Annotated in this window: 18 protein-coding genes; 13 read left to right on the forward strand and 5 right to left on the reverse strand. The window is 67.2% G+C overall.

Going from position 1 to position 17153, the window contains the following annotated elements; translation table 11 throughout:
- Positions 1–36: 36 nt before the first annotated feature.
- The 6 genes from HB681_RS09085 (at position 37) to HB681_RS09110 (ending at position 7024) form a co-directional block, all read left to right on the forward strand.
- Positions 37–1230 (forward strand): beta-ketoacyl-ACP synthase, encoded by a 1194-nt coding sequence (locus HB681_RS09085; RefSeq protein ID WP_213954476.1) that lies wholly within the window; start codon positions 37–39, stop codon positions 1228–1230.
- Complete coding sequence (locus tag HB681_RS09090; protein ID WP_345944650.1) at positions 1227–2060, forward strand: beta-ketoacyl synthase chain length factor; 834 nt, start codon at positions 1227–1229, stop codon at positions 2058–2060. The genes HB681_RS09085 and HB681_RS09090 overlap by 4 nt, the downstream gene beginning before the upstream one ends.
- A gap of 10 nt (positions 2061–2070) precedes the next feature.
- Positions 2071–3714 carry an NAD(P)/FAD-dependent oxidoreductase gene (locus tag HB681_RS09095; RefSeq protein WP_213954477.1) on the forward strand — a complete coding sequence of 548 codons (1644 nt, stop codon included), beginning with the start codon at positions 2071–2073 and terminating at the stop codon, positions 3712–3714.
- A 72-nt stretch (positions 3715–3786) separates the two neighbouring features.
- Positions 3787–4500, forward strand: coding sequence for a response regulator transcription factor (locus HB681_RS09100; RefSeq protein ID WP_213954478.1), 714 nt, complete (start codon positions 3787–3789; stop codon positions 4498–4500).
- Between the two features lie 25 nt (positions 4501–4525).
- A complete protein-coding gene (locus HB681_RS09105; RefSeq protein WP_213954479.1) occupies positions 4526–5710 on the forward strand; it encodes an ATP-binding protein in 1185 nt (394 codons plus the stop codon).
- A 45-nt stretch (positions 5711–5755) separates the two neighbouring features.
- Complete coding sequence (locus HB681_RS09110; protein ID WP_213954480.1) at positions 5756–7024, forward strand: O-antigen ligase family protein; 1269 nt, start codon at positions 5756–5758, stop codon at positions 7022–7024.
- 29 nt (positions 7025–7053) lie between these two features.
- On the opposite strand, the gene bla is transcribed toward HB681_RS09110, so the two are convergent.
- The 3 genes from bla to HB681_RS09125 are packed head-to-tail and all read right to left on the reverse strand — an operon-like array spanning position 7054 to position 9076.
- Entirely contained in the window at positions 7054–7911 is an 858-nt protein-coding gene (gene bla, locus HB681_RS09115; RefSeq protein ID WP_213954481.1) for a class A beta-lactamase, read from the reverse strand.
- Entirely contained in the window at positions 7908–8123 is a 216-nt protein-coding gene (locus HB681_RS09120) for a zinc-finger domain-containing protein (RefSeq protein WP_213954482.1), read from the reverse strand. Before HB681_RS09120 ends, bla begins: the two co-directional genes overlap by 4 nt.
- 5 nt (positions 8124–8128) lie before the next feature.
- The gene (locus tag HB681_RS09125; RefSeq protein ID WP_213954483.1) at positions 8129–9076 is read right to left on the reverse strand and encodes a branched-chain amino acid transaminase; all 948 of its coding nucleotides are present in this window, start codon (positions 9074–9076) and stop codon (positions 8129–8131) included.
- A gap of 193 nt (positions 9077–9269) precedes the next feature.
- On the opposite strand from HB681_RS09125, the gene HB681_RS09130 reads away from it, so the two are divergent.
- Positions 9270–10241 (forward strand): recombination-associated protein RdgC, encoded by a 972-nt coding sequence (locus HB681_RS09130; RefSeq protein WP_213954484.1) that lies wholly within the window; start codon positions 9270–9272, stop codon positions 10239–10241.
- A 33-nt stretch (positions 10242–10274) separates the two neighbouring features.
- Here the strand turns inward: HB681_RS09130 and HB681_RS09135 are convergent, their stop codons facing one another.
- Positions 10275–10709: a glycerate kinase gene (locus HB681_RS09135; protein WP_213954485.1), complete on the reverse strand. Its 435-nt coding sequence runs from the start codon at positions 10707–10709 to the stop codon at positions 10275–10277.
- Between the two features lie 137 nt (positions 10710–10846).
- Between HB681_RS09135 and HB681_RS09140 the strand changes: the two genes are divergently transcribed.
- Positions 10847–11335 carry a hypothetical protein gene (locus HB681_RS09140; RefSeq protein WP_213954486.1) on the forward strand — a complete coding sequence of 163 codons (489 nt, stop codon included), beginning with the start codon at positions 10847–10849 and terminating at the stop codon, positions 11333–11335.
- 60 nt (positions 11336–11395) lie between these two features.
- On the opposite strand, the gene radA is transcribed toward HB681_RS09140, so the two are convergent.
- Entirely contained in the window at positions 11396–12787 is a 1392-nt protein-coding gene (gene radA / locus HB681_RS09145; protein ID WP_213954487.1) for a DNA repair protein RadA, read from the reverse strand.
- Positions 12788–12905: 118 nt separating this feature from the next.
- Between radA and hpaR the strand changes: the two genes are divergently transcribed.
- The 5 genes from hpaR to HB681_RS09170 are packed head-to-tail and all read left to right on the forward strand — an operon-like array spanning position 12906 to position 17152.
- Complete coding sequence (gene hpaR / locus HB681_RS09150) at positions 12906–13343, forward strand: homoprotocatechuate degradation operon regulator HpaR (protein ID WP_213954488.1); 438 nt, start codon at positions 12906–12908, stop codon at positions 13341–13343.
- A 29-nt stretch (positions 13344–13372) separates the two neighbouring features.
- Positions 13373–13975: a fumarylacetoacetate hydrolase family protein gene (locus tag HB681_RS09155; RefSeq protein WP_213954659.1), complete on the forward strand. Its 603-nt coding sequence runs from the start codon at positions 13373–13375 to the stop codon at positions 13973–13975.
- Positions 13972–14727 carry a fumarylacetoacetate hydrolase family protein gene (locus HB681_RS09160; RefSeq protein ID WP_213954489.1) on the forward strand — a complete coding sequence of 252 codons (756 nt, stop codon included), beginning with the start codon at positions 13972–13974 and terminating at the stop codon, positions 14725–14727. The genes HB681_RS09155 and HB681_RS09160 overlap by 4 nt, the downstream gene beginning before the upstream one ends.
- On the forward strand, positions 14724–16184 hold the full coding sequence (gene hpaE, locus HB681_RS09165; RefSeq protein WP_213954490.1) for a 5-carboxymethyl-2-hydroxymuconate semialdehyde dehydrogenase: 1461 nt from the start codon (positions 14724–14726) through the stop codon (positions 16182–16184). Before HB681_RS09160 ends, hpaE begins: the two co-directional genes overlap by 4 nt.
- Positions 16181–17152 carry a tripartite tricarboxylate transporter substrate binding protein gene (locus tag HB681_RS09170; RefSeq protein WP_213954491.1) on the forward strand — a complete coding sequence of 324 codons (972 nt, stop codon included), beginning with the start codon at positions 16181–16183 and terminating at the stop codon, positions 17150–17152. The genes hpaE and HB681_RS09170 overlap by 4 nt, the downstream gene beginning before the upstream one ends.
- Position 17153 lies beyond the last annotated feature (1 nt).

Raw genomic sequence — 17153 nt, forward strand, 5'->3', positions numbered from 1 at the left:
TACCTCCCTCCGGCTTTCCCCTTTACCTCCTACCTCGTGCCCTCCAGGATTCCGCCACTTCACATCAGCGCCTTCACCGCCACCTCGGCGCTCGGCGTCGGCAAGGCGCCGCTGCTCGCCGCGCTCGAACAAGAGCGCAGCGGCCTGCGCGCCAATGACTTCGGCGATGCCCCGCTGCCCACATGGATCGGCCGCGTCGACGGCCTCGAAGACATCCGCCTGCCCGAGCCGCTCGCGGCCTGGGACTGCCGCAACAACCGGCTGGCCTGGCTCGGCCTGCATGCCGATGGCTTCATGGAGGCAGTGGCCGCCGCGCGCGCGCGTCATGGCGCGGCGCGCATCGCGCTGATCCTCGGCACCTCGACCTCGAGCATCGGCGAAACCGAGTTCGCGTACACCCAGCTGACCGCAGACCGCCAGTTCCCGCCCGAGCAGCGCCGCGCCGCCGTGCACACGCCGCATTCGCTGGCGATGTTCGTGCAACAGGTGCTGGAACTCGAAGGTCCTTGCGAAACCATCTCGACCGCCTGTTCGTCCAGCGCCAAGGTGTTCGCCTCCGCGGAACGCCTGATCCGCCTGGGCCTGGTCGATGCGGCCGTGGTCGGCGGTGTCGACACGCTCTGCGGCAGCGTGCTGTTCGGCTTCAACTCGCTTGAACTCGTGTCGCCGCAGCCCTGCCGTCCCTTCGACGCCGCGCGAAACGGCATCAGCCTCGGCGAAGGCGCGGGCTTCGCGCTGCTGGAGCGCGGGCCGGGCGCGCTCGAATTGCGCGGCTATGGCGAATCGAGCGATGCGCACCACATGTCGACGCCGCATCCCGAAGGGCTCGGCGCCGAACATGCGCTTGACGACGCACTGGCACGCGCCGGCGTCGGCACCGACGCCATCGACTACATCAACATGCACGGCACGGCCAGCATGAAGAACGACGAGGTCGAGGGCGCGCTGGTGTCGCGGCGCTTTCCGGCGAGCGCCCATGCCAGCTCGACCAAGGGCTTCACGGGCCACACGCTCGGCGCCGCCGGCATCGTGGAAGCGGTCATCAGCCTGCTGGCCATCGAGACCGGCCTGAAGCCCGGTACCGTCAACTGCAAGGAACTGGGCACCGGCTTCGGTCCGCAGATCAAGCGCGGGCCTGAGCACGGCGACGTCCGGTATGCGCTCTCCAACTCCTTCGGCTTCGGCGGCAACAACTGCGCGCTGATCTTCGGCAAGGGAGTGGCAGCGTGAGCGAACCCATGAACGGCGCAACGGCCATCACGCCGCCCACCCTCTACATCGAAGGCCCGGCTTTCTGGGCGCCTACCCTGCCCGGCTGGGATCTGGCGCGCGCCGCCTTCCGCGAGGAAGGGGCGCTGACGGATCCGCCAGCGAAGCGGCCGTCGCCGCAAATGCTGGCACCCGCCGAACGCCGCCGCGCGCCCGACACCGTGGCGCTCGCGCTCGAAGTCGCGACCGCTGCAGTCGCCGCCTCCGGCCGCGACGCGAAAGCGCTGCCCTGCGTCTTCGCCTCCGCGCATGGCGACCTCGGCATCAACGACTACATGTGCAGCACGCTCGCCACCGATCCGTCGGTGCTGTCGCCCACCAAGTTCCACAACTCGGTGCACAACGCCGCCGTCGGCTACTGGAGCATCGGCACCGGCTGCATGGCGGCCAGCAACTCGGTGAGCGCCTTCGAAACCAGCTTCGCCGCCGCGCTGCTCGAAACCGCCACCCAATGCGCGGCGGACCAGCAAGCCATCCTGCTGGTCGGCTTCGACGTGCCGGCCGTCGGCCCGCTGGCTTCGGTCACCACCAGCCGGGGCCTGATGGCGACGGCATTCGTGGTGTCGCCGGTGCGCACCGAGCGCGCGGTGGCTTCGTTCGACTGGTCGCTGGAGCCCGGCCCCTCGCAGGTGCCCGCGCTGCATTCGCCTGCCGCGAAAGTCCTGGACACCAACTCCATCGCCGACGCGCTCCCGGTGTTCGAGGCGCTGGCGCGCGGCAGCACTGCCCCGCTTCGACTGCCGCTGGCGCCGACGATGTCGCTGCGCCTGCTGCTTCATCCCCTGGACTGAGACACACCCCATGACCCCAGGCGCCCACCCGATACACGACGTCGTGATCATGGGCGGCGGCCTGGCAGGCCTCACGCTGGCCTTGCAACTCAAGAACCGCTTCGAGGACCTCGACGTGCTGGTGCTGGAGCGGCGCAGCCATCCGGTGCCGCTCGCGGCGCACAAGGTGGGCGAATCGTCGGTCGAGATCGGCGCGCACTACTTCGACACGGTGCTGGGCCTCAAGCCCCACATGCAGCAAGTGCAGTTGCGCAAGTTCGGCTTCCGCTTCTTCTTCAGCGAGGGCCGCCGCGACATCGACCGCGTGACCGAAATCGGCGCCAGCCGCTTCCTCTCGGTGCCGAGCTACCAGATCGACCGCGGCATCTTCGAGAACTACCTGGCGGAGGAGGCCGCGCGCCGCGGCGTGCGCTTCGTCGACGGCGCCGTGGTCGGCGGCGTCGACCTGGGCGGCAGCGACGATACGCCACACCGCCTGCACTGGACTGTCGACGGCGTGACCTACGTCGCGCGCACGCGCTGGCTGGTCGACGCCTGCGGGCGCGCCGGACTGCTCAAGCGCAAGCTCGGGCTCGCGCGGCCCAATGCGCACGACGCCAATGCCGTGTGGTTCCGCATCAGCGAGCGCATCCATATCGACGAGTGGAGCGACGACCCCGCATGGCGCGCGCGCTGCGACCCGCAAGCGCGCTGGCTGTCGACCAATCACTTGGTCGGCGCGGGCTACTGGGTGTGGCTGATTCCGCTGGCCTCGGGCTCGCACTCGGTCGGCATCGTGGCCGATCCGAAGCTGCATCCGCTCGACACCATGAACACCTTCGACAAGGCGATGGACTGGTTCAGGACCTGGCAGCCGCGCCTCTACGACGAACTCGACGGCAAGCGCGACAAGCTGCAGGACTTCATGTTCTTCCGCAAGTTCTCCTACGGCTGCAAGCAGGTGTTCTCTGCGCAGCGCTGGGCCCTGACCGGCGAGGCCGGCCTGTTCCTCGATCCGTTCTATTCGCCCGGCAGCGACTTCATCGCGCTCAGCAACACCTACATCGTCGACCTCGTCGCACGCGACCGCGCCGGACTGCGGCTGCAGGCGCGGGCGCAGCTCTACGACCAGATCTACCACTCGTTCTACGAAAGCACCCTCACGCTCTACCAGGACCAGTACCCGCTGTTCGGCGACCCCGAGGTGCTGCCGGTCAAGGTGATCTGGGACTACACCTACTACTGGGGCGTGTTGTCGCAGATGTTCTTCCAGCAGAAGCTGACGCACCTCGCCCTGCTCGGCGAACTCCGGGAAGACCTGGTGCACTGCCAGCGGCTCAATGTCGCCATGCAGGCCTTCCTGCGCAACTGGTCGGACGTGAGCGAGAAGCGCAACCCCGCCGTGATGCTCGACCAGGCCGCGCTGCCCTGGTTCGCCGAACTCAACCGCAGCCTGAACGACAAGCTCGACGACGACGGCTTCCGCGAGCGCGTGCGCGCCTCGACGGCGTTGCTGCATGCGCTGGCGCGCGAGATCGTCGAGCGCGCGGTACAGGCCCATCCCGGCCTCGACAGCGGCGGGCTCGGCCGCCTGCTGGACGAAAGAAAGGCCGGCGCACCGGACGAAGCTGCTCGGCCCGCCATGCTGTTCCTCGCCGATTCCGCAGTGGGTTAGCCTCGCGTTTCGGTTTACGCAACTTTACCCAGCCTACAAGCCCGCTTGGCCGGGCTGCACCACGATCCTTCCATGAGCAATCCGCAACTCCTGATGATCGAAGACGACGCCCGGCTGGCGCAGATGGTGAGCGAATACCTCACCCAGTCCGGCTTCGGCGTCGACCACGCGCTGGACGGCATCACCGGCATGGACCTGTTGCAGCAGCATGCGCCCGACCTCGTCATCCTCGACCTGATGCTGCCCGACATCGACGGCCTCGAGGTGTGCCGCCGCATCCGTTCGCTGCCGGGCCCGCTGTCGAAGGTGGCGGTGCTGATGCTCACCGCCAAGGGCGACCCGATGGACCGCATCATCGGCCTGGAGATCGGCGCCGACGACTACCTGCCCAAGCCCTTCGAGCCACGCGAGCTGCTGGCCCGGATTCGCGCGGTGCTGCGCCGCCGCAGCGAGCCCGGCGCCGCCAGCGCGGCCGCCACGGTGATGCGCTTCGGCACGCTGGAGATCGACCGCAACGCGCGCACCGTCACCGTGGGCGGCGCGCTGGCCGACCTCACCTCCTACCAGTTCGACCTGCTGGCCGCGATGGCCGAGCGCGCCGGCCGCGTGCTCACGCGCGACCAGATCATGGAAGCCGTGCGCGGCCGTGAACTCGAAGCCTTCGACCGTTCCATCGACGTGCACATGGGCCGCATCCGCGCGGCGATCGAGGTCGACGCGAAGAACCCGAAGCGCATCCTCACGGTTCGCGGCGTCGGCTACGTTTTCGCCAAGCAGCAAGACTAGGCCTGTCCGAGCCCTGGAAGTCCCGGTGATCAACCTCTATTCCCGCCACCTCTACGTCCGCATCTGGCTGGCGGTGGTGGCGGGCGTGGTCATCCTCACGCTCACTGCGAGCTGGATGGTGCGCTGGGCGGCGGACAACGAGCGCGAGCGCCTTTCGACGCTGCCGCGCACGGTGATCGTGCGCGATGCGGACGATCGCATCATCGGCACCGGCCAGGCCACGCGCGTGCCCGGCCAGGGCATGGAGTTCGACCTGACCCTGAGCGACGGCCGCGCGCTCACGCTGCAGATGCCGCCGCGCGACCAGAACCCCGGCCCGGCCGGCCGTGCGCCGCCGCCACCATGGCGCACGCCGTTCGGCTTCACCTGGATGATCGTGCTGGTCGGGCTGGCCGTGGCGTTGGGCGTGTACCCGATCGTGCGACGCCTGACGCAACGGCTGGAGACGCTGCAGCGCGGCGTGCAGCGCTGGGGCGAAGGCGACCTGTCGGTGCGCGTGCCCGAACAGGGCCAGGACGAAGTCGCCGACCTGTCGAAGAACTTCAACGCGGCGGCGGCCCGTGTCGAGACGCTGGTGCGCTCGCACAAGTCGCTGCTGGCCAATGCCTCGCACGAATTGCGCTCCCCGCTGACGCGCATCCGCATGGGCCTGGAACTCGGTGCCGCCAACGGCGCGGCGAAAGAAGAGATCTCCCGCAACATCGCCGAGCTCGACCAGCTCATCGACGAGATCCTGCTGGCCAGCCGGCTCGACGCGCACGAAGCCGACATCGGCACCGTCGAGTCGGTCGACCTCACTGGCCTGGCGGCAGAGGAATGCGCGCGCGTCGGCGCCGAACTCGACCTGGCCGACGGCACCAGCAGCAACAGCCTCAACGTGCCCGGCGTGCCGCGCCTGCTGCGCCGTGCCGTGCGCAACCTGCTGGAGAATGCGCGCCGCTACGGTGCAGGCGAGATCAGCGTCGAGTTGAAGACCGATGCGCGCAACGCCGAAGTGCGCGTGGGCGACCGCGGCCCGGGCGTGCCGGCGGCACTGCGCGAACGCATCTTCGAGCCCTTCTACCGGCTGCCCGGCGCGAGCGAACGCAACGGCGGCGTCGGGCTCGGCCTGGCGCTGGTGAAATCGATCGTCGAGCGGCACGGCGGTAGCGTGCGTTGCGAGTCGCGGGTTGGCGGCGGCGCCAGCTTCGTGATCGCATTGCCCCGATAGGTGACAGGCGTACGCGCGTCGGGCCGAGTCCTAGAATCGCGCCCCATGCTCAGGACACGACTTGTCCGCTACACGGCGGCCTTCTGGGGATTCGTGGTCTACATGCCGGTGGGCGTGAACTACGGCGCCACGGTTTTTCTTTTTCTCGCGATGCTGCTCGGCGGCAGCTTGCGCGAGCGCGGGGCCCGGCTGCGCGCCAGCCCGATGTGGTGGCCGATCGTCATCTACCTGGCCTGGACGCTGGTGGTGCTCGCCGTCGGCCAGCACTATCCAGAGACTGCCGAGAACCTGTTCCACGGCATCCGCATCGCCTCCACCATGTTGATGGCGATGGCCCTCACGCGCGTGGAAGCGGTGTGGGCGCTGCGCGGCTTCCTGCTGGTGTCGATGATCAATCTGGTGCTCATCGTGCTGAACGAGGCGCACGTCCTGCCCGACCAGCAGATCTGGCGCGCCGTCGTCTCGCTGCAGGGCAACAAGTCGATCAACGACGCGCTGCTGTTCACCGTGCTGGGCGCGTCGACCGCCGTGCTCGGCCTGGCGCACCTGGCCGATGCGCGACGGTGGCACTGGGCCGGCCCGGCCTTCGTCTTCACCGTGCTGATGGCGCTGATCGTGACGCTGGTCCTGCCTTCGCGCACCTCGCTGGTGGCGATGCTGGTGTGCGTGGTCGCGGCCTGCGTGCACCAATGGCGCAGCCATCCGCGCCTGCTGGCCGGCGCGTTGGCTGCGGTGTTCGTGGTGGCAGGCTTGCTGGTCTGGCAGGCGCCGGCTGCGATGAAGGAAAAATTCGAGCTCGGCCTGCACGAAGTCGAGCAGGCGCAGGCCGGTGAAGTGTCGGAGGCCAGCATGATCACGCGCTACATCATGTACCGCGAGACCACCGCGATGATGCTGGAGAAGCCGGTCATCGGCCTGGGCATCGGCGCCTGGACGAGCGAGTGGAAGAAGCGTGGTCCGAAAGTGCTCGACTACAAGAACATGCCGCACAACGACTACCTCTGGATGGGCTCGCAGGGCGGCATCCCGGGCTTCCTGTCCTTGCTGTTCATCATGGTTGCCGGCGTGTGGGTTTGCTGGCGCCGCCCCGACCTGACCGGGCGGCTGGGCTTCGTCGCGATGCTGACCCTGCTGATCGCCGCGAGCCTCAATTCCGCCTTGCGCGACGCGCAGATCGGCCTGTGCCTGCCGTGGATCTGCTTCCTCTACCTGCGGCTGGCCGAGGAAAGCGGCAGCCCGTGGCGCGAGGTGCTGCCGCAGCGCCTGTCAGGCGTGTTCGTCAGCGCGGACGGCAGTCCCACGCATTCGCTCTGAAATCAAGCCCGCCCCGATGCGATTCGACTTCAGGCCGTGAGCGTGCGAACCGCGATGCGGGCCGCAGAGGCCACCACCTCGTTCCGGGTGGTCGCGTCCTTGCGGTCCTGCGTGTAGTAGATCGCCAGCACCAGCGGCGCGCGGTTGCCCGGCCAGACCACACCGAGGTCGTTCGTGGTGCCGTAGTCGCCGGAGCCGGTCTTGTCGGCCACCGTCCAGTTGCCGGTCGCGGCGCGGATGCGCTGGCCGCCCGTGGTGTTGTCGCGCATCCAGGCCTCCAGCTGGCTGCGTTGCGCCTGCGGCAGGCCGTTGTCGAGCACCAGGCGCTGCAGGTTGCGCGCCATGTCGCCGGGCGTGCAGGTGTCGCGCGGATCGCCGGGCACGGCGGTGTTCAGCGCGGTCTCCCAGCGGTCCATGCGGAAGGTCTCGTCGCCAAGGGTCCGCGCGAACGCCGTCACCGCCTCCAGCCCACCCGCCTGGCGCGCCAGCAGGTTGCCCGCAGTGTTGTCGCTGTACTGGAGTGCGGCGGCGCACAGTTCCCCGAGGGTCATGCCGTCGCCGACATGCTTTTCGGTGATGGGCGAATAGCTGACCAGGTCCAATCGCGCAAAGCGCACGCGGCGCTGCAGCAGGCCGGGTTCGGTCACGCTCTGCCGCAGCACGGCAGAGGCGGCAAGCACCTTGAAGGTGCTGCAGAAGGCGAAGCGCTCGTCGGCCCGATGCTGGATGCGACGCCCGGTGCCGGTGTCGATGCCCATGACGCCGAGGCGCCCGCCGACATCGCTTTCCAGCTTGTCCAGTGCTGCCTGCGGCGCGTCGAACACGGCGCACGCACTCAGCACGGGCGCAGACAGGGCGCCGAGCAGCAACGTGCGCCGCGCGGTCAATGCCGGTGCCCGGCGGTCTCGCCGGCCTTCAGACGATAGACCGTGCCGCAGTACGGGCACTTGGCCTCGCCGGTGCGGGCCACGTCGAGGTAGACCTTCGGATGGTTGTTCCAGATCGGCATGTCGGCCTTGGGGCTCGGGCAGTACACGCCGCCCTGATGGTTCAGTTCCTTGCCGAGCAGTTCGACGACGGCGACGGGAGTGGTGGCCATGGTGTTCAGACTTTCGTGAGCCAGTGGGCGTATTTGGGATTGCGGCCGTTCACGATGTCGAAGAACGCGCTCTGGATCTTCTCGGTGATCGGGCCGCGCGAGCCTTCGCCGATCTCGATGCGGTCAAGTTCGCGGATCGGCGTGACTTCGGCGGCGGTGCCGGTGAAGAAGGCTTCGTCGGCGATGTAGACCTCGTCGCGCGTGATGCGCTTCTGGATCACCTCGAGGCCGAGGTCCTTGGCAATGTGCAGGATGGTGTTGCGCGTGATGCCGTTGAGCGCACCGGCCGACAGGTCCGGCGTGTAGATCACGCCGCCCTTGACCACGAAGATATTTTCGCCCGCACCCTCGGAGACGAAGCCGCTCGCGTCCAGCAGCAGCGCTTCGTCGTAGCCGTCGTCCAGCGCTTCCATGTTGGCCAGGATCGAGTTGCTGTAGTTGCTGACCGCCTTGGCCTGCGTCATCGTGATGTTGACGTGGTGGCGGGTGTAGCTGGAGGTCTTGACGCGGATGCCGCGCTTCATGCCTTCTTCGCCGAGGTAGGCACCCCAGGCCCAGGCCGCGACCATCAGGTGGATCTGGTTGCCCTTGGGGCTGACGCCGAGCTTCTGCGAGCCGATCCAGGTGAGCGGGCGCAGGTAGCAGCTTGCCAGCTTGTTCTCGCGCACCACCGTCTTTTGCGCCTCGTTCACTTCTTCCTTGCTGAATGGGATCTTCATGCGCAGGATCTTGGCGCTGTTGAAGAGGCGCTCGGTGTGCTCCTCCAGACGAAAGATGGCTGTGCCGTCGACCGTGTCGTAGGCACGCACACCCTCGAATGCACCACATCCGTAATGCAGCGTGTGGGTCAGCACGTGGATCTTGGCATCGCGCCAGTCGACCAGTTGGCCGTCCATCCAGATCTTGCCGTCACGGTCGGCCATCGAAGGCGCGGGGGGAACGAGGGCGCTCATTTGTTGTGTCCTTGGGGAGGTTCGCTGAGCCGGCGATTTTAGGCGAGGCCATCGTCTCGCCGCAGTGATGCCTATCGGGGAATTCGCCGGGTGGCGCCCCCGACGACCGGCGGGTTCGGCGCCGCGCGGGCAGCGACAATCCCCCGCTCCGCCAAAAAACCGCTTTTGCCCAACGCTTCAGGAAAGAGTGCCAGTGTCCTTCTTCAAGAACGTCATCGTCTACCGCATCGAATCTTCATGGTCTGCCACGCTCGAGCAGGCCGAACTGGCGCTCGACGCCCATCGTTTCACGCCCTGCGGCGCCACGCAGGAAAAATCCGCCGGCTGGATCGAGCCGCGCGGCCAGGCCAACGGCGCGCTGGTCGAGGCCGTCGGCGGCCACTGGCTGCTCGAGTTCATGATCGAGGCCAAGGCGGTGCCGGCATCGGTCATCCGCCGCAAGGTCGACGAGCGCTGCGCGCAGATCGAGGCCACGACCGGCCGCAAGCCAGGCAAGAAGGAAAAGCGCGATCTCAAGGAAGACATCGCGCATGAACTTCTGCCGATGGCCTTCACGCGCCAGGCCAAGGTCACGGTCTGGATCGACCCGGAGTCGCGCCGGCTGGTGATCAACAGCTCCAACGTTTCGCGCGCCGACGAGGTGGTGACCGCTCTGGTCAACGCCTTCGAAGGCTTTGCCGTGGCGCAGATCTCGACCACCGTGGAGCCGGCCGCGGCCATGTCCAACTGGCTCTCGACGCAGGAGCCGCCGGCCGGCTTCACGATCGACCGCGAGTGCGAGCTCAAGGCCAGCGACGAATCGAAGTCCGTGGTGCGCTATGCCAAGCATGCGCTGGACATCGACGAAGTGCGCCAGCACATCGAACAGGGCAAGCGCCCGACGCGCCTGGCCATGACCTGGGACGACCGCGTGTCCTTCGAACTGACCGAAGGCATGACGCTGCGCAAGATCGTGTTCCTCGAAGGCACCGACAGCACCAGCGCGATCAAGGACGGCAAGGAAGACAACTTCGACGCCGACGCAGCGATTGCCACAGGCGAACTCGGCCAGCTCGTGCCGGACCTGCTGGAAGCGCTCGGCGGGGAGATGGCGCTGGGCGTTGCCGCGCCGGTGGAAAGGGCCGACGCCCCATCCGAAGCGGAAACCGAAGACGCGCCGTTCTGAAAGCCTGAAGCGCCTATCGACTCAAGCTCTGGCCTACGACGCTGGCGGTTGGACTGGCTGCCCCGCGGCAGCATCCACCGCGTCGGGCCGCGTCAGCGACCATTGGCGCAGCTTGCCGTCCATGAACTCGAGATCGACCCATGAGCCGCCGCCATCGGTCCAGCGATAGCGCTCGGGCTGCTCGTCCTTCGGCGATCGCAGTTCACCGAGCGAGCGCGTGAGCGCCATCACGTGCATCAGCGTCACGCCGGGCTTGAGCTTGGCGTTCAGCATCACCGCGCTGTCGACGTAGCCGATCGGACGGTTGGCCGCACGCCGCAACACGGCCATCGTGCGGTTGAAGTGAAGCAGCAGGAACATCACGATCGCGCCCGATACCACGGCCACGCCCTGCCAGCCGTATTGGTTCCACGCAAAAACGAGCAATAACAAGCCGAAGGCCGGCACCAGGTACTTGCGGAAATTCATCAATGGATTGTCGTTGGTAGCCAAGCCTCGCTACCGTTAGGCCCGCGTTTCGATACTTTGCAGGGAAGCGATGCGAGAAGGTACACCGAGGCGGCACATTTCGTTCACGGGCTTGTGCCCGGGCCACCCCGAAGTGTATGAATCGCGTCTTCTCCGCCCGTGTTTCCACTGTTCTCCTGTCCGTTGCCACCGCGGTCGCCGCAGCGACCTTGAGCGGCTGCTACGTGGTGCCGATGGCGCCGCCCGCGCAAGTCGGGCCGCCGCAGCAAGCCATTGCGCTGTCACCCGTGCCGCCGGCGCCGCCCGCGCCGCCCGCACCGACCAGCCAGAGCTTCCCCGCACGGCTCTACCCGAGCAATGCCGAAGCGGCCCGCTACGGCGCGGTGACCGGCGTCGTGACGAGCGATCTGAACGGCCGCGGCCATTTCAGCGCAGTGATCGGTGGAGAACAGTTCCAGGGAGAAGCCACGCGCACTGCGGGTTCGCAACGCAACGGCATTGCCAATGCCGCCGGTGCGAAAGGCGGGATCTTGAGTTGCCGGTACACGATGAACTCGACGACGCTGGGCGCAGGCAACTGCACGCTCAACGGCGGACCAGAGTTCACGATGCATATCGGCGGATAGGGAGGTCTGCCCGGATTCGCGATCGTCCCCCTCGCGGTCCGGGCGTTTTTTGACCCCCCGCTATTGCAACTGACGAACCACGTCCATCGCTTCCTCGATGCGCTCCACGGCGTGGATCGTCAAGCCTTCTATCTCCTTCGCGCCCTTCCGGGGCGCGTTGGCCTTGGGGACGACCGCGATGCTGAAGCCGAGCTTGGCGGCCTCGCGCAGACGCTCCTGTCCGCGCGGCGCCGGGCGCACCTCGCCGGCCAGCCCGACTTCACCGAATGCGATGAAGCCCTTGGGCAAGGGCTTGCCGCGCAAGCTCGACGTGATGGCGAGCATCACCGCCAGGTCGGCCGCAGGCTCGGTGATGCGCACGCCGCCGACCGCGTTGACGAACACGTCCTGGTCCATGCAGGCGATGCCCGCGTGACGGTGCAGGACGGCCAGCAACATCGCCAGGCGATCGCGGTCCAGGCCGACGCTGAGCCGCCGCGGACTCGGGCCACCGTCGTCGACCAGCGCCTGGATTTCCACCAGCATCGGACGCGTGCCCTCCAGCGTGACCAGCACCACGCTGCCGGGCACGGGCTCCGCATGCTGGCTCAGGAAGATGGCGCTCGGGTTGGCGACACCCTTCAGGCCGCGCTCGGTCATCGCGAAGACGCCGATCTCGTTGACAGCGCCGAAGCGATTCTTGATGGCGCGCACGAGCCGGAAGCTCGAATGCGTGTCGCCTTCGAAATACAGCACCGTGTCGACCATGTGCTCCAGCACGCGCGGACCGGCCAGCGCGCCTTCCTTGGTGACGTGGCCGACCAGCACCACCGCCGTGCCGCTGGTCTTGGCAAAGCGCGTGAGGTGCGCGGCGCATTCGCGCACCTGGGCGACGGAGCCGGGCGCGGAGGTGAGCTGGTCTGAGTACACCGTCTGGATCGAGTCGATCACCGCGATCGCGGGCCGGTTGGCATCCAGCGTGGCGATGATTTTCTCCAGCTGGATCTCGGCCATCACCTGCACCTGCGAATAGTCGAGGCCGAGCCGCCTGGAGCGCAACGCGACCTGCGCGCCGCTCTCCTCGCCGGTGACGTACATCGCGTTCTGCCCCGCGCGCTGCAATGCGTCGACGGCCTGCAACAGCAAGGTCGACTTGCCGATGCCGGGATCGCCGCCGATCAGCGTGACCCCGCCTGCGACGATGCCGCCGCCGAGCACCCGGTCCAGCTCGTCGATGCCGGTGGGCGTGCGTGCGATGTCGGTCGCCTCGATCTCCGACAGGGTGGCCAGCTCCGACGAGCCGGCCAGCGCCGCGAAGGGCGCGCTGAATCGGTTGTTGCCCGCGCCGCCGCCTTGCACCGCGACCTGTTCGACGAGCGTGTTCCATGCGCCGCAGCTGGGGCACTTGCCCAGCCATTTCGCGCTGGTGCCGCCGCATTCGCCGCAGACGTAGTTTGTTTTTTCCTTAGCCATGGATCGAGTGTAGGCAGCGTTGGAGAGGCACTGGCCGCGCGAACCCGGGTAAACCCCTTCGTAACGGCTTGTGCAGGTACTTGTCAATCATTTAACAAGTTAAATAATGTCGATCCTCATGAGCACCACACCCTTCGTCCATCGCAACCTGCCGCGCCTGCTGCTGCAGGCGCGTGAAGCGGTGATGGCGCACACGCGGCCCAGCCTGCGCGAGCACGACCTGTCGGACCAGCAATGGCGCGTGCTGCGCGTGCTGGGAGAGCACGGCGCCGTCGAAACGGGGCGCGTGGCGCGGGAGGCCTTCATCCTCGGGCCCAGCCTCACCGGCGTGCTGGCGCGCATGGAGCGCGACGAATTGATCCGGCGCAGCCGCGATCCGGAAGATCAGCGCCGCACGTTCATCGAGGCCACGGCCCGGGGCAAGCGGCTGGTGAAGAAGCTGTCCGGCACCATCGAGGCCCACTATGCGTGGCTCGAAGGTTCGTTGGGCAAGGACAAGCTCGGGCAGCTCTACCAGTTGCTCGACGAACTGATTGCATTGGAGCAACCATCGTGAGCAACGAGCGCCCTGTCGCGGCGACCTTCATGCCGGGAGGCACTGTGTACGGCGTGCTGCTCAACTTCCGCGAGGAGGTGGAGGCGTGGGCGCCGCGCATGGGCGAGCCGCCATACAAGGCGCCACCCAAGGCGCCGGTGCTCTACGTCAAGACCGCCAACACGTGGAGCCCGCATGACAGCGCCATTGCGATGCCGGAGGGCGTGGGCGAAGTCGAAGTCGGCGCGACAATCGCCATGGTCATGGGTGAAGGCGGCAAGGCGGCGGGCTACGTGCTCATGAACGACCTGTCACTGCCGCATGCGAGCTTCTTCAGGCCGCCGGTCAAGTTCAAGTGCGTGGACGGTTTCCTGGGCATCGGCCCCGCGATGCGCGCCGGCGGCGATCCAGATGGCTTTGCGCTGGAAGTGCGGATCAACGGCGAGCTGCGCCATGCCGCCGACTTCTCCCAGCTCGTTCGCAGTGCTCCCCGGTTGCTGGCCGACGTGAGCGAGTTCATGACCCTGGGTCCAGGCGATGTGCTGATGCTCGGCTGCAATGCCGGACGGCCCCTGGCACAAGCCGGCGACCGCATCGAGATCACTGCGCCCGGCTTCGAGACCTTGATGAACACGCTCGCGGAGGTCGCATGAAGCACGCCCGTGTGCGCTACCAGGGCGCGCTACACGAAGCCATCGAGCGCGACGGCGCTTTGCTGCTCGCGGATGGCCGGGTCGTTGCGTTCGACGCAGCCGAGTGGCTGCCGCCCTTCGCGCCGACGACGCGACCGCGCACCATCCTCGCGCTCGGCCTCAACTATGCAGACCATGCGAAGGAACTGGAATTCAAGGCCCCGGAAGAGCCGCTGGTGTTCGTCAAGGGCGAAGGCACCTTGATCGGCCATCGGCAGTTCACACGCCGGCCCGCGGGCGTGCAGTTCATGCACTACGAATGCGAACTGGTGATCGTGGTCGGCCGCACCGCGAAGAAGGTCCGGCGAGACGACGCATACGACTTCATCGGCGGCTACACCGTCGCCAACGACTATGCGATCCGCGACTACCTCGAGAACTGGTATCGCCCCAACCTGCGCGTGAAGAACCGCGACACCTGCACGCCGATCGGGCCGTGGCGCGTCGATGCACGGGACGTGCCCGACCCGATGGCGCTCGCCTTGCAGACCACCGTCAACGGCAAGGTCACGCAGTCGGGCAACACGCGCGACATGATCTTCGACGCGCCCTTCCTCATCGAATATTTCAGCCATTTCATGACGCTGCAACCGGGCGACCTGATCCTCACCGGCACGCCCGACGGCGTGGTGGATTGCCAGCCGGGCGATGTGGTCGTGACGGAGATCGAACGCATCGGCGCACTCGTCAACACCATCCAGGGAGCTTCATGAAGATCGATCACCTCATCAACGGAAAGCCGGTGGCCGGCAGGGACTACTTCGAGACCGTCAACCCCGCGACGCAGGAAGTGCTGGCCGAAGTCGCGTCCGGCGGCGAGGCGGAAGTCAATGAGGCCGTCGCCGCCGCGAAGAAAGCCTTTCCGAAGTGGGCCGGCATGCCCGCGCCGCAACGCGCGAAGCTGATCCGCAAGCTCGGCGATCTCATTGCGGCCAACGTGCCGGCCATCGCGCATACCGAGACCAACGATTGCGGCCAGGTCATCGCGCAGACAGGCAAGCAACTGGTGCCGCGCGCGGCCGACAACTTCTACTACTTCGCCGAGATGTGCACGCGCGTCGACGGCCACACCTACCCGACCGAGACGCACCTCAACTACACGCTGTTCCATCCCGTCGGCGTGTGCGCGCTGATCTCGCCGTGGAACGTGCCGTTCATGACGGCGACATGGAAGGTCGCGCCTTGCCTGGCGTTCGGCAACACGGCGGTGTTGAAGATGAGCGAGTTGTCGCCGATGACGGCTGCGCGGCTCGGTGAACTGGCGCTCGAAGCCGGCATTCCGCCGGGCGTGTTGAACCTCGTGCACGGCTACGGCAAGGATGCGGGCGAGCCGCTCGTTGCGCATCCCGATGTGCGCGCGATCTCGTTCACCGGGTCCACGGCCACGGGCAACCGCATCGTGAAGAGCGCGGGCTTGAAGAAGTTCAGCATGGAACTCGGCGGCAAGAGTCCGTTCGTGATCTTCGAGGATGCCGACCTCGACCGGGCGCTCGACGCGGCCGTGTTCATGATCTTCAGCAACAACGGCGAGCGTTGCACTGCGGGCTCGCGCATCCTGGTGCAGAAGTCGATCTATGCGGAATTCGTTTCGAGGTTCGCCGCGCGCGCGAAGCGCATCACGGTGGGCGACCCGCTGGACGAGAAGACCATCGTCGGCCCGATGATTTCGCAGGCCCATCTGGCCAAGGTGCGCAGCTACATCGAGCTGGGACCGAAGGAAGGCGCGACGCTGCTGTGCGGCGGGCTCGATGCACCTGATCTGCCCGAGCGCGTGAGGAAGGGCAACTACGTGATGCCGACCGTGTTCGCCGATGTCGATAACCGCATGAAGATCGCACAGGACGAGATCTTCGGGCCGGTGGCCTGTCTCATTCCGTTCGATGACGAAGCCGATGCGATCCGGCTTGCCAACGATATCCAGTACGGCCTGAGCAGCTACGTGTGGACCGAGAACATCGGCCGCGCGCACCGCGTCGCGGCTGCGGTGGAGGCGGGCATGTGCTTCGTCAACAGCCAGAACGTCAGGGACCTGCGCCAGCCCTTCGGCGGGACCAAGGCCTCGGGCACTGGGCGCGAGGGCGGCAGTTGGAGCTACGAGGTGTTCTGCGAGCCGAAGAACATTGCGGTGTCGATGGGCTCGCATCACATTCCGCATTGGGGCGTGGCATGAATTCGTCACGTCGCCTGTTCCTGCAAGGCAGTGCCACCGCCCTTCTCCGGCCCTTGCATGCACACGCGCAGAGTTGGCCCGGCAAGCCCATCCGCATCGTCGTGCCATTCACGCCGGGCGGCACGACGGACTTCGTCACGCGCCTCGTCGGCGTCGAACTCGCGAAGTCGCTCGGCCAACCCGTGATCGTCGAGAACAAGCCCGGCGCGGGCACCGTCATCGGCGTCGATGCGGTCGCGAAGTCCGCGCCGGACGGCTATACCTTCGTTTGCGTGGCCAACAGCTTCGCGGCCAACCAGACGCTGGTAAAGAAGCTGCCTTACGACACGCTCAAGGACTTGCGGCCGGTGGCGTTGATGGGCATGTCGGAGCATGTGCTCGCGGCCAATCCGGCGAGCGGCATCAAGACGCTGGCCGACCTGCGCGCGCAAGCGAAGGCCAGGCCCGGCACGCTGAGCTTTGCGTCGTTCGGCAATGGCACGTCGGCGCATTTGTCGGGCGAGATGCTCAAGCTGCAGATCGGCCTGGACATCGTGCATGTGCCCTACAAGGGCCAGGGTCCGGCGCTGGCCGACTTGCTGGGTGGTCAGGTCACGGTGATGTTCGGCAACTGGCCGGAGTTCCGCAGCCAGATCGCCGCCGGCAAATTGGTCGCGCTCGGCATGGCCACCGCGAAGCGCTCGCAGTACGCGCCCGAGATTCCGACGCTGGCCGAGCAAGGCGTGCCGATCGAATCCAACTCGTGGAACGGCCTGCTCGCGCCGGCCGGCACACCGGACGCGGTCGTGCAGCGCATGAACGACGAGGTGAACCGCGCGCTTGCCAGCCCGGCGGTCGTCGAGGCCTTCCACAAGGGCGGCATTGCATCGCTGTCAGGCACGCCAGCGGAGTTCGCGGCGTTCGAGCAGCGCGAGATCGCGAAGTACGCGGACGTGATTCGCAAGGCCAACATCGCGTTGGAGGGGTGAA

The sequence above is a fragment of the Variovorax sp. dw_954 genome (genome assembly GCF_018449755.1).
Lineage (GTDB): Bacteria > Pseudomonadota > Gammaproteobacteria > Burkholderiales > Burkholderiaceae_C > Variovorax.

Coding starts and splice junctions, on each gene's coding strand:
- hpaR (WP_213954488.1), top strand. CDS start 12,906: ATGAGCACCACACCCTTCGTCCATCGCAACCTGCCGCGCCTGCTGCTG.
- HB681_RS09155 (WP_213954659.1), top strand. CDS start 13,373: ATGCCGGGAGGCACTGTGTACGGCGTGCTGCTCAACTTCCGCGAGGAG.
- hpaE (WP_213954490.1), top strand. CDS start 14,724: ATGAAGATCGATCACCTCATCAACGGAAAGCCGGTGGCCGGCAGGGAC.
- radA (WP_213954487.1), bottom strand. CDS start 12,787: ATGGCTAAGGAAAAAACAAACTACGTCTGCGGCGAATGCGGCGGCACC.
- HB681_RS09125 (WP_213954483.1), bottom strand. CDS start 9,076: ATGAGCGCCCTCGTTCCCCCCGCGCCTTCGATGGCCGACCGTGACGGC.
- HB681_RS09095 (WP_213954477.1), top strand. CDS start 2,071: ATGACCCCAGGCGCCCACCCGATACACGACGTCGTGATCATGGGCGGC.
- HB681_RS09140 (WP_213954486.1), top strand. CDS start 10,847: ATGAATCGCGTCTTCTCCGCCCGTGTTTCCACTGTTCTCCTGTCCGTT.
- HB681_RS09135 (WP_213954485.1), bottom strand. CDS start 10,709: ATGAATTTCCGCAAGTACCTGGTGCCGGCCTTCGGCTTGTTATTGCTC.
- HB681_RS09160 (WP_213954489.1), top strand. CDS start 13,972: ATGAAGCACGCCCGTGTGCGCTACCAGGGCGCGCTACACGAAGCCATC.
- HB681_RS09110 (WP_213954480.1), top strand. CDS start 5,756: ATGCTCAGGACACGACTTGTCCGCTACACGGCGGCCTTCTGGGGATTC.
- HB681_RS09170 (WP_213954491.1), top strand. CDS start 16,181: ATGAATTCGTCACGTCGCCTGTTCCTGCAAGGCAGTGCCACCGCCCTT.
- HB681_RS09100 (WP_213954478.1), top strand. CDS start 3,787: ATGAGCAATCCGCAACTCCTGATGATCGAAGACGACGCCCGGCTGGCG.
- HB681_RS09120 (WP_213954482.1), bottom strand. CDS start 8,123: ATGGCCACCACTCCCGTCGCCGTCGTCGAACTGCTCGGCAAGGAACTG.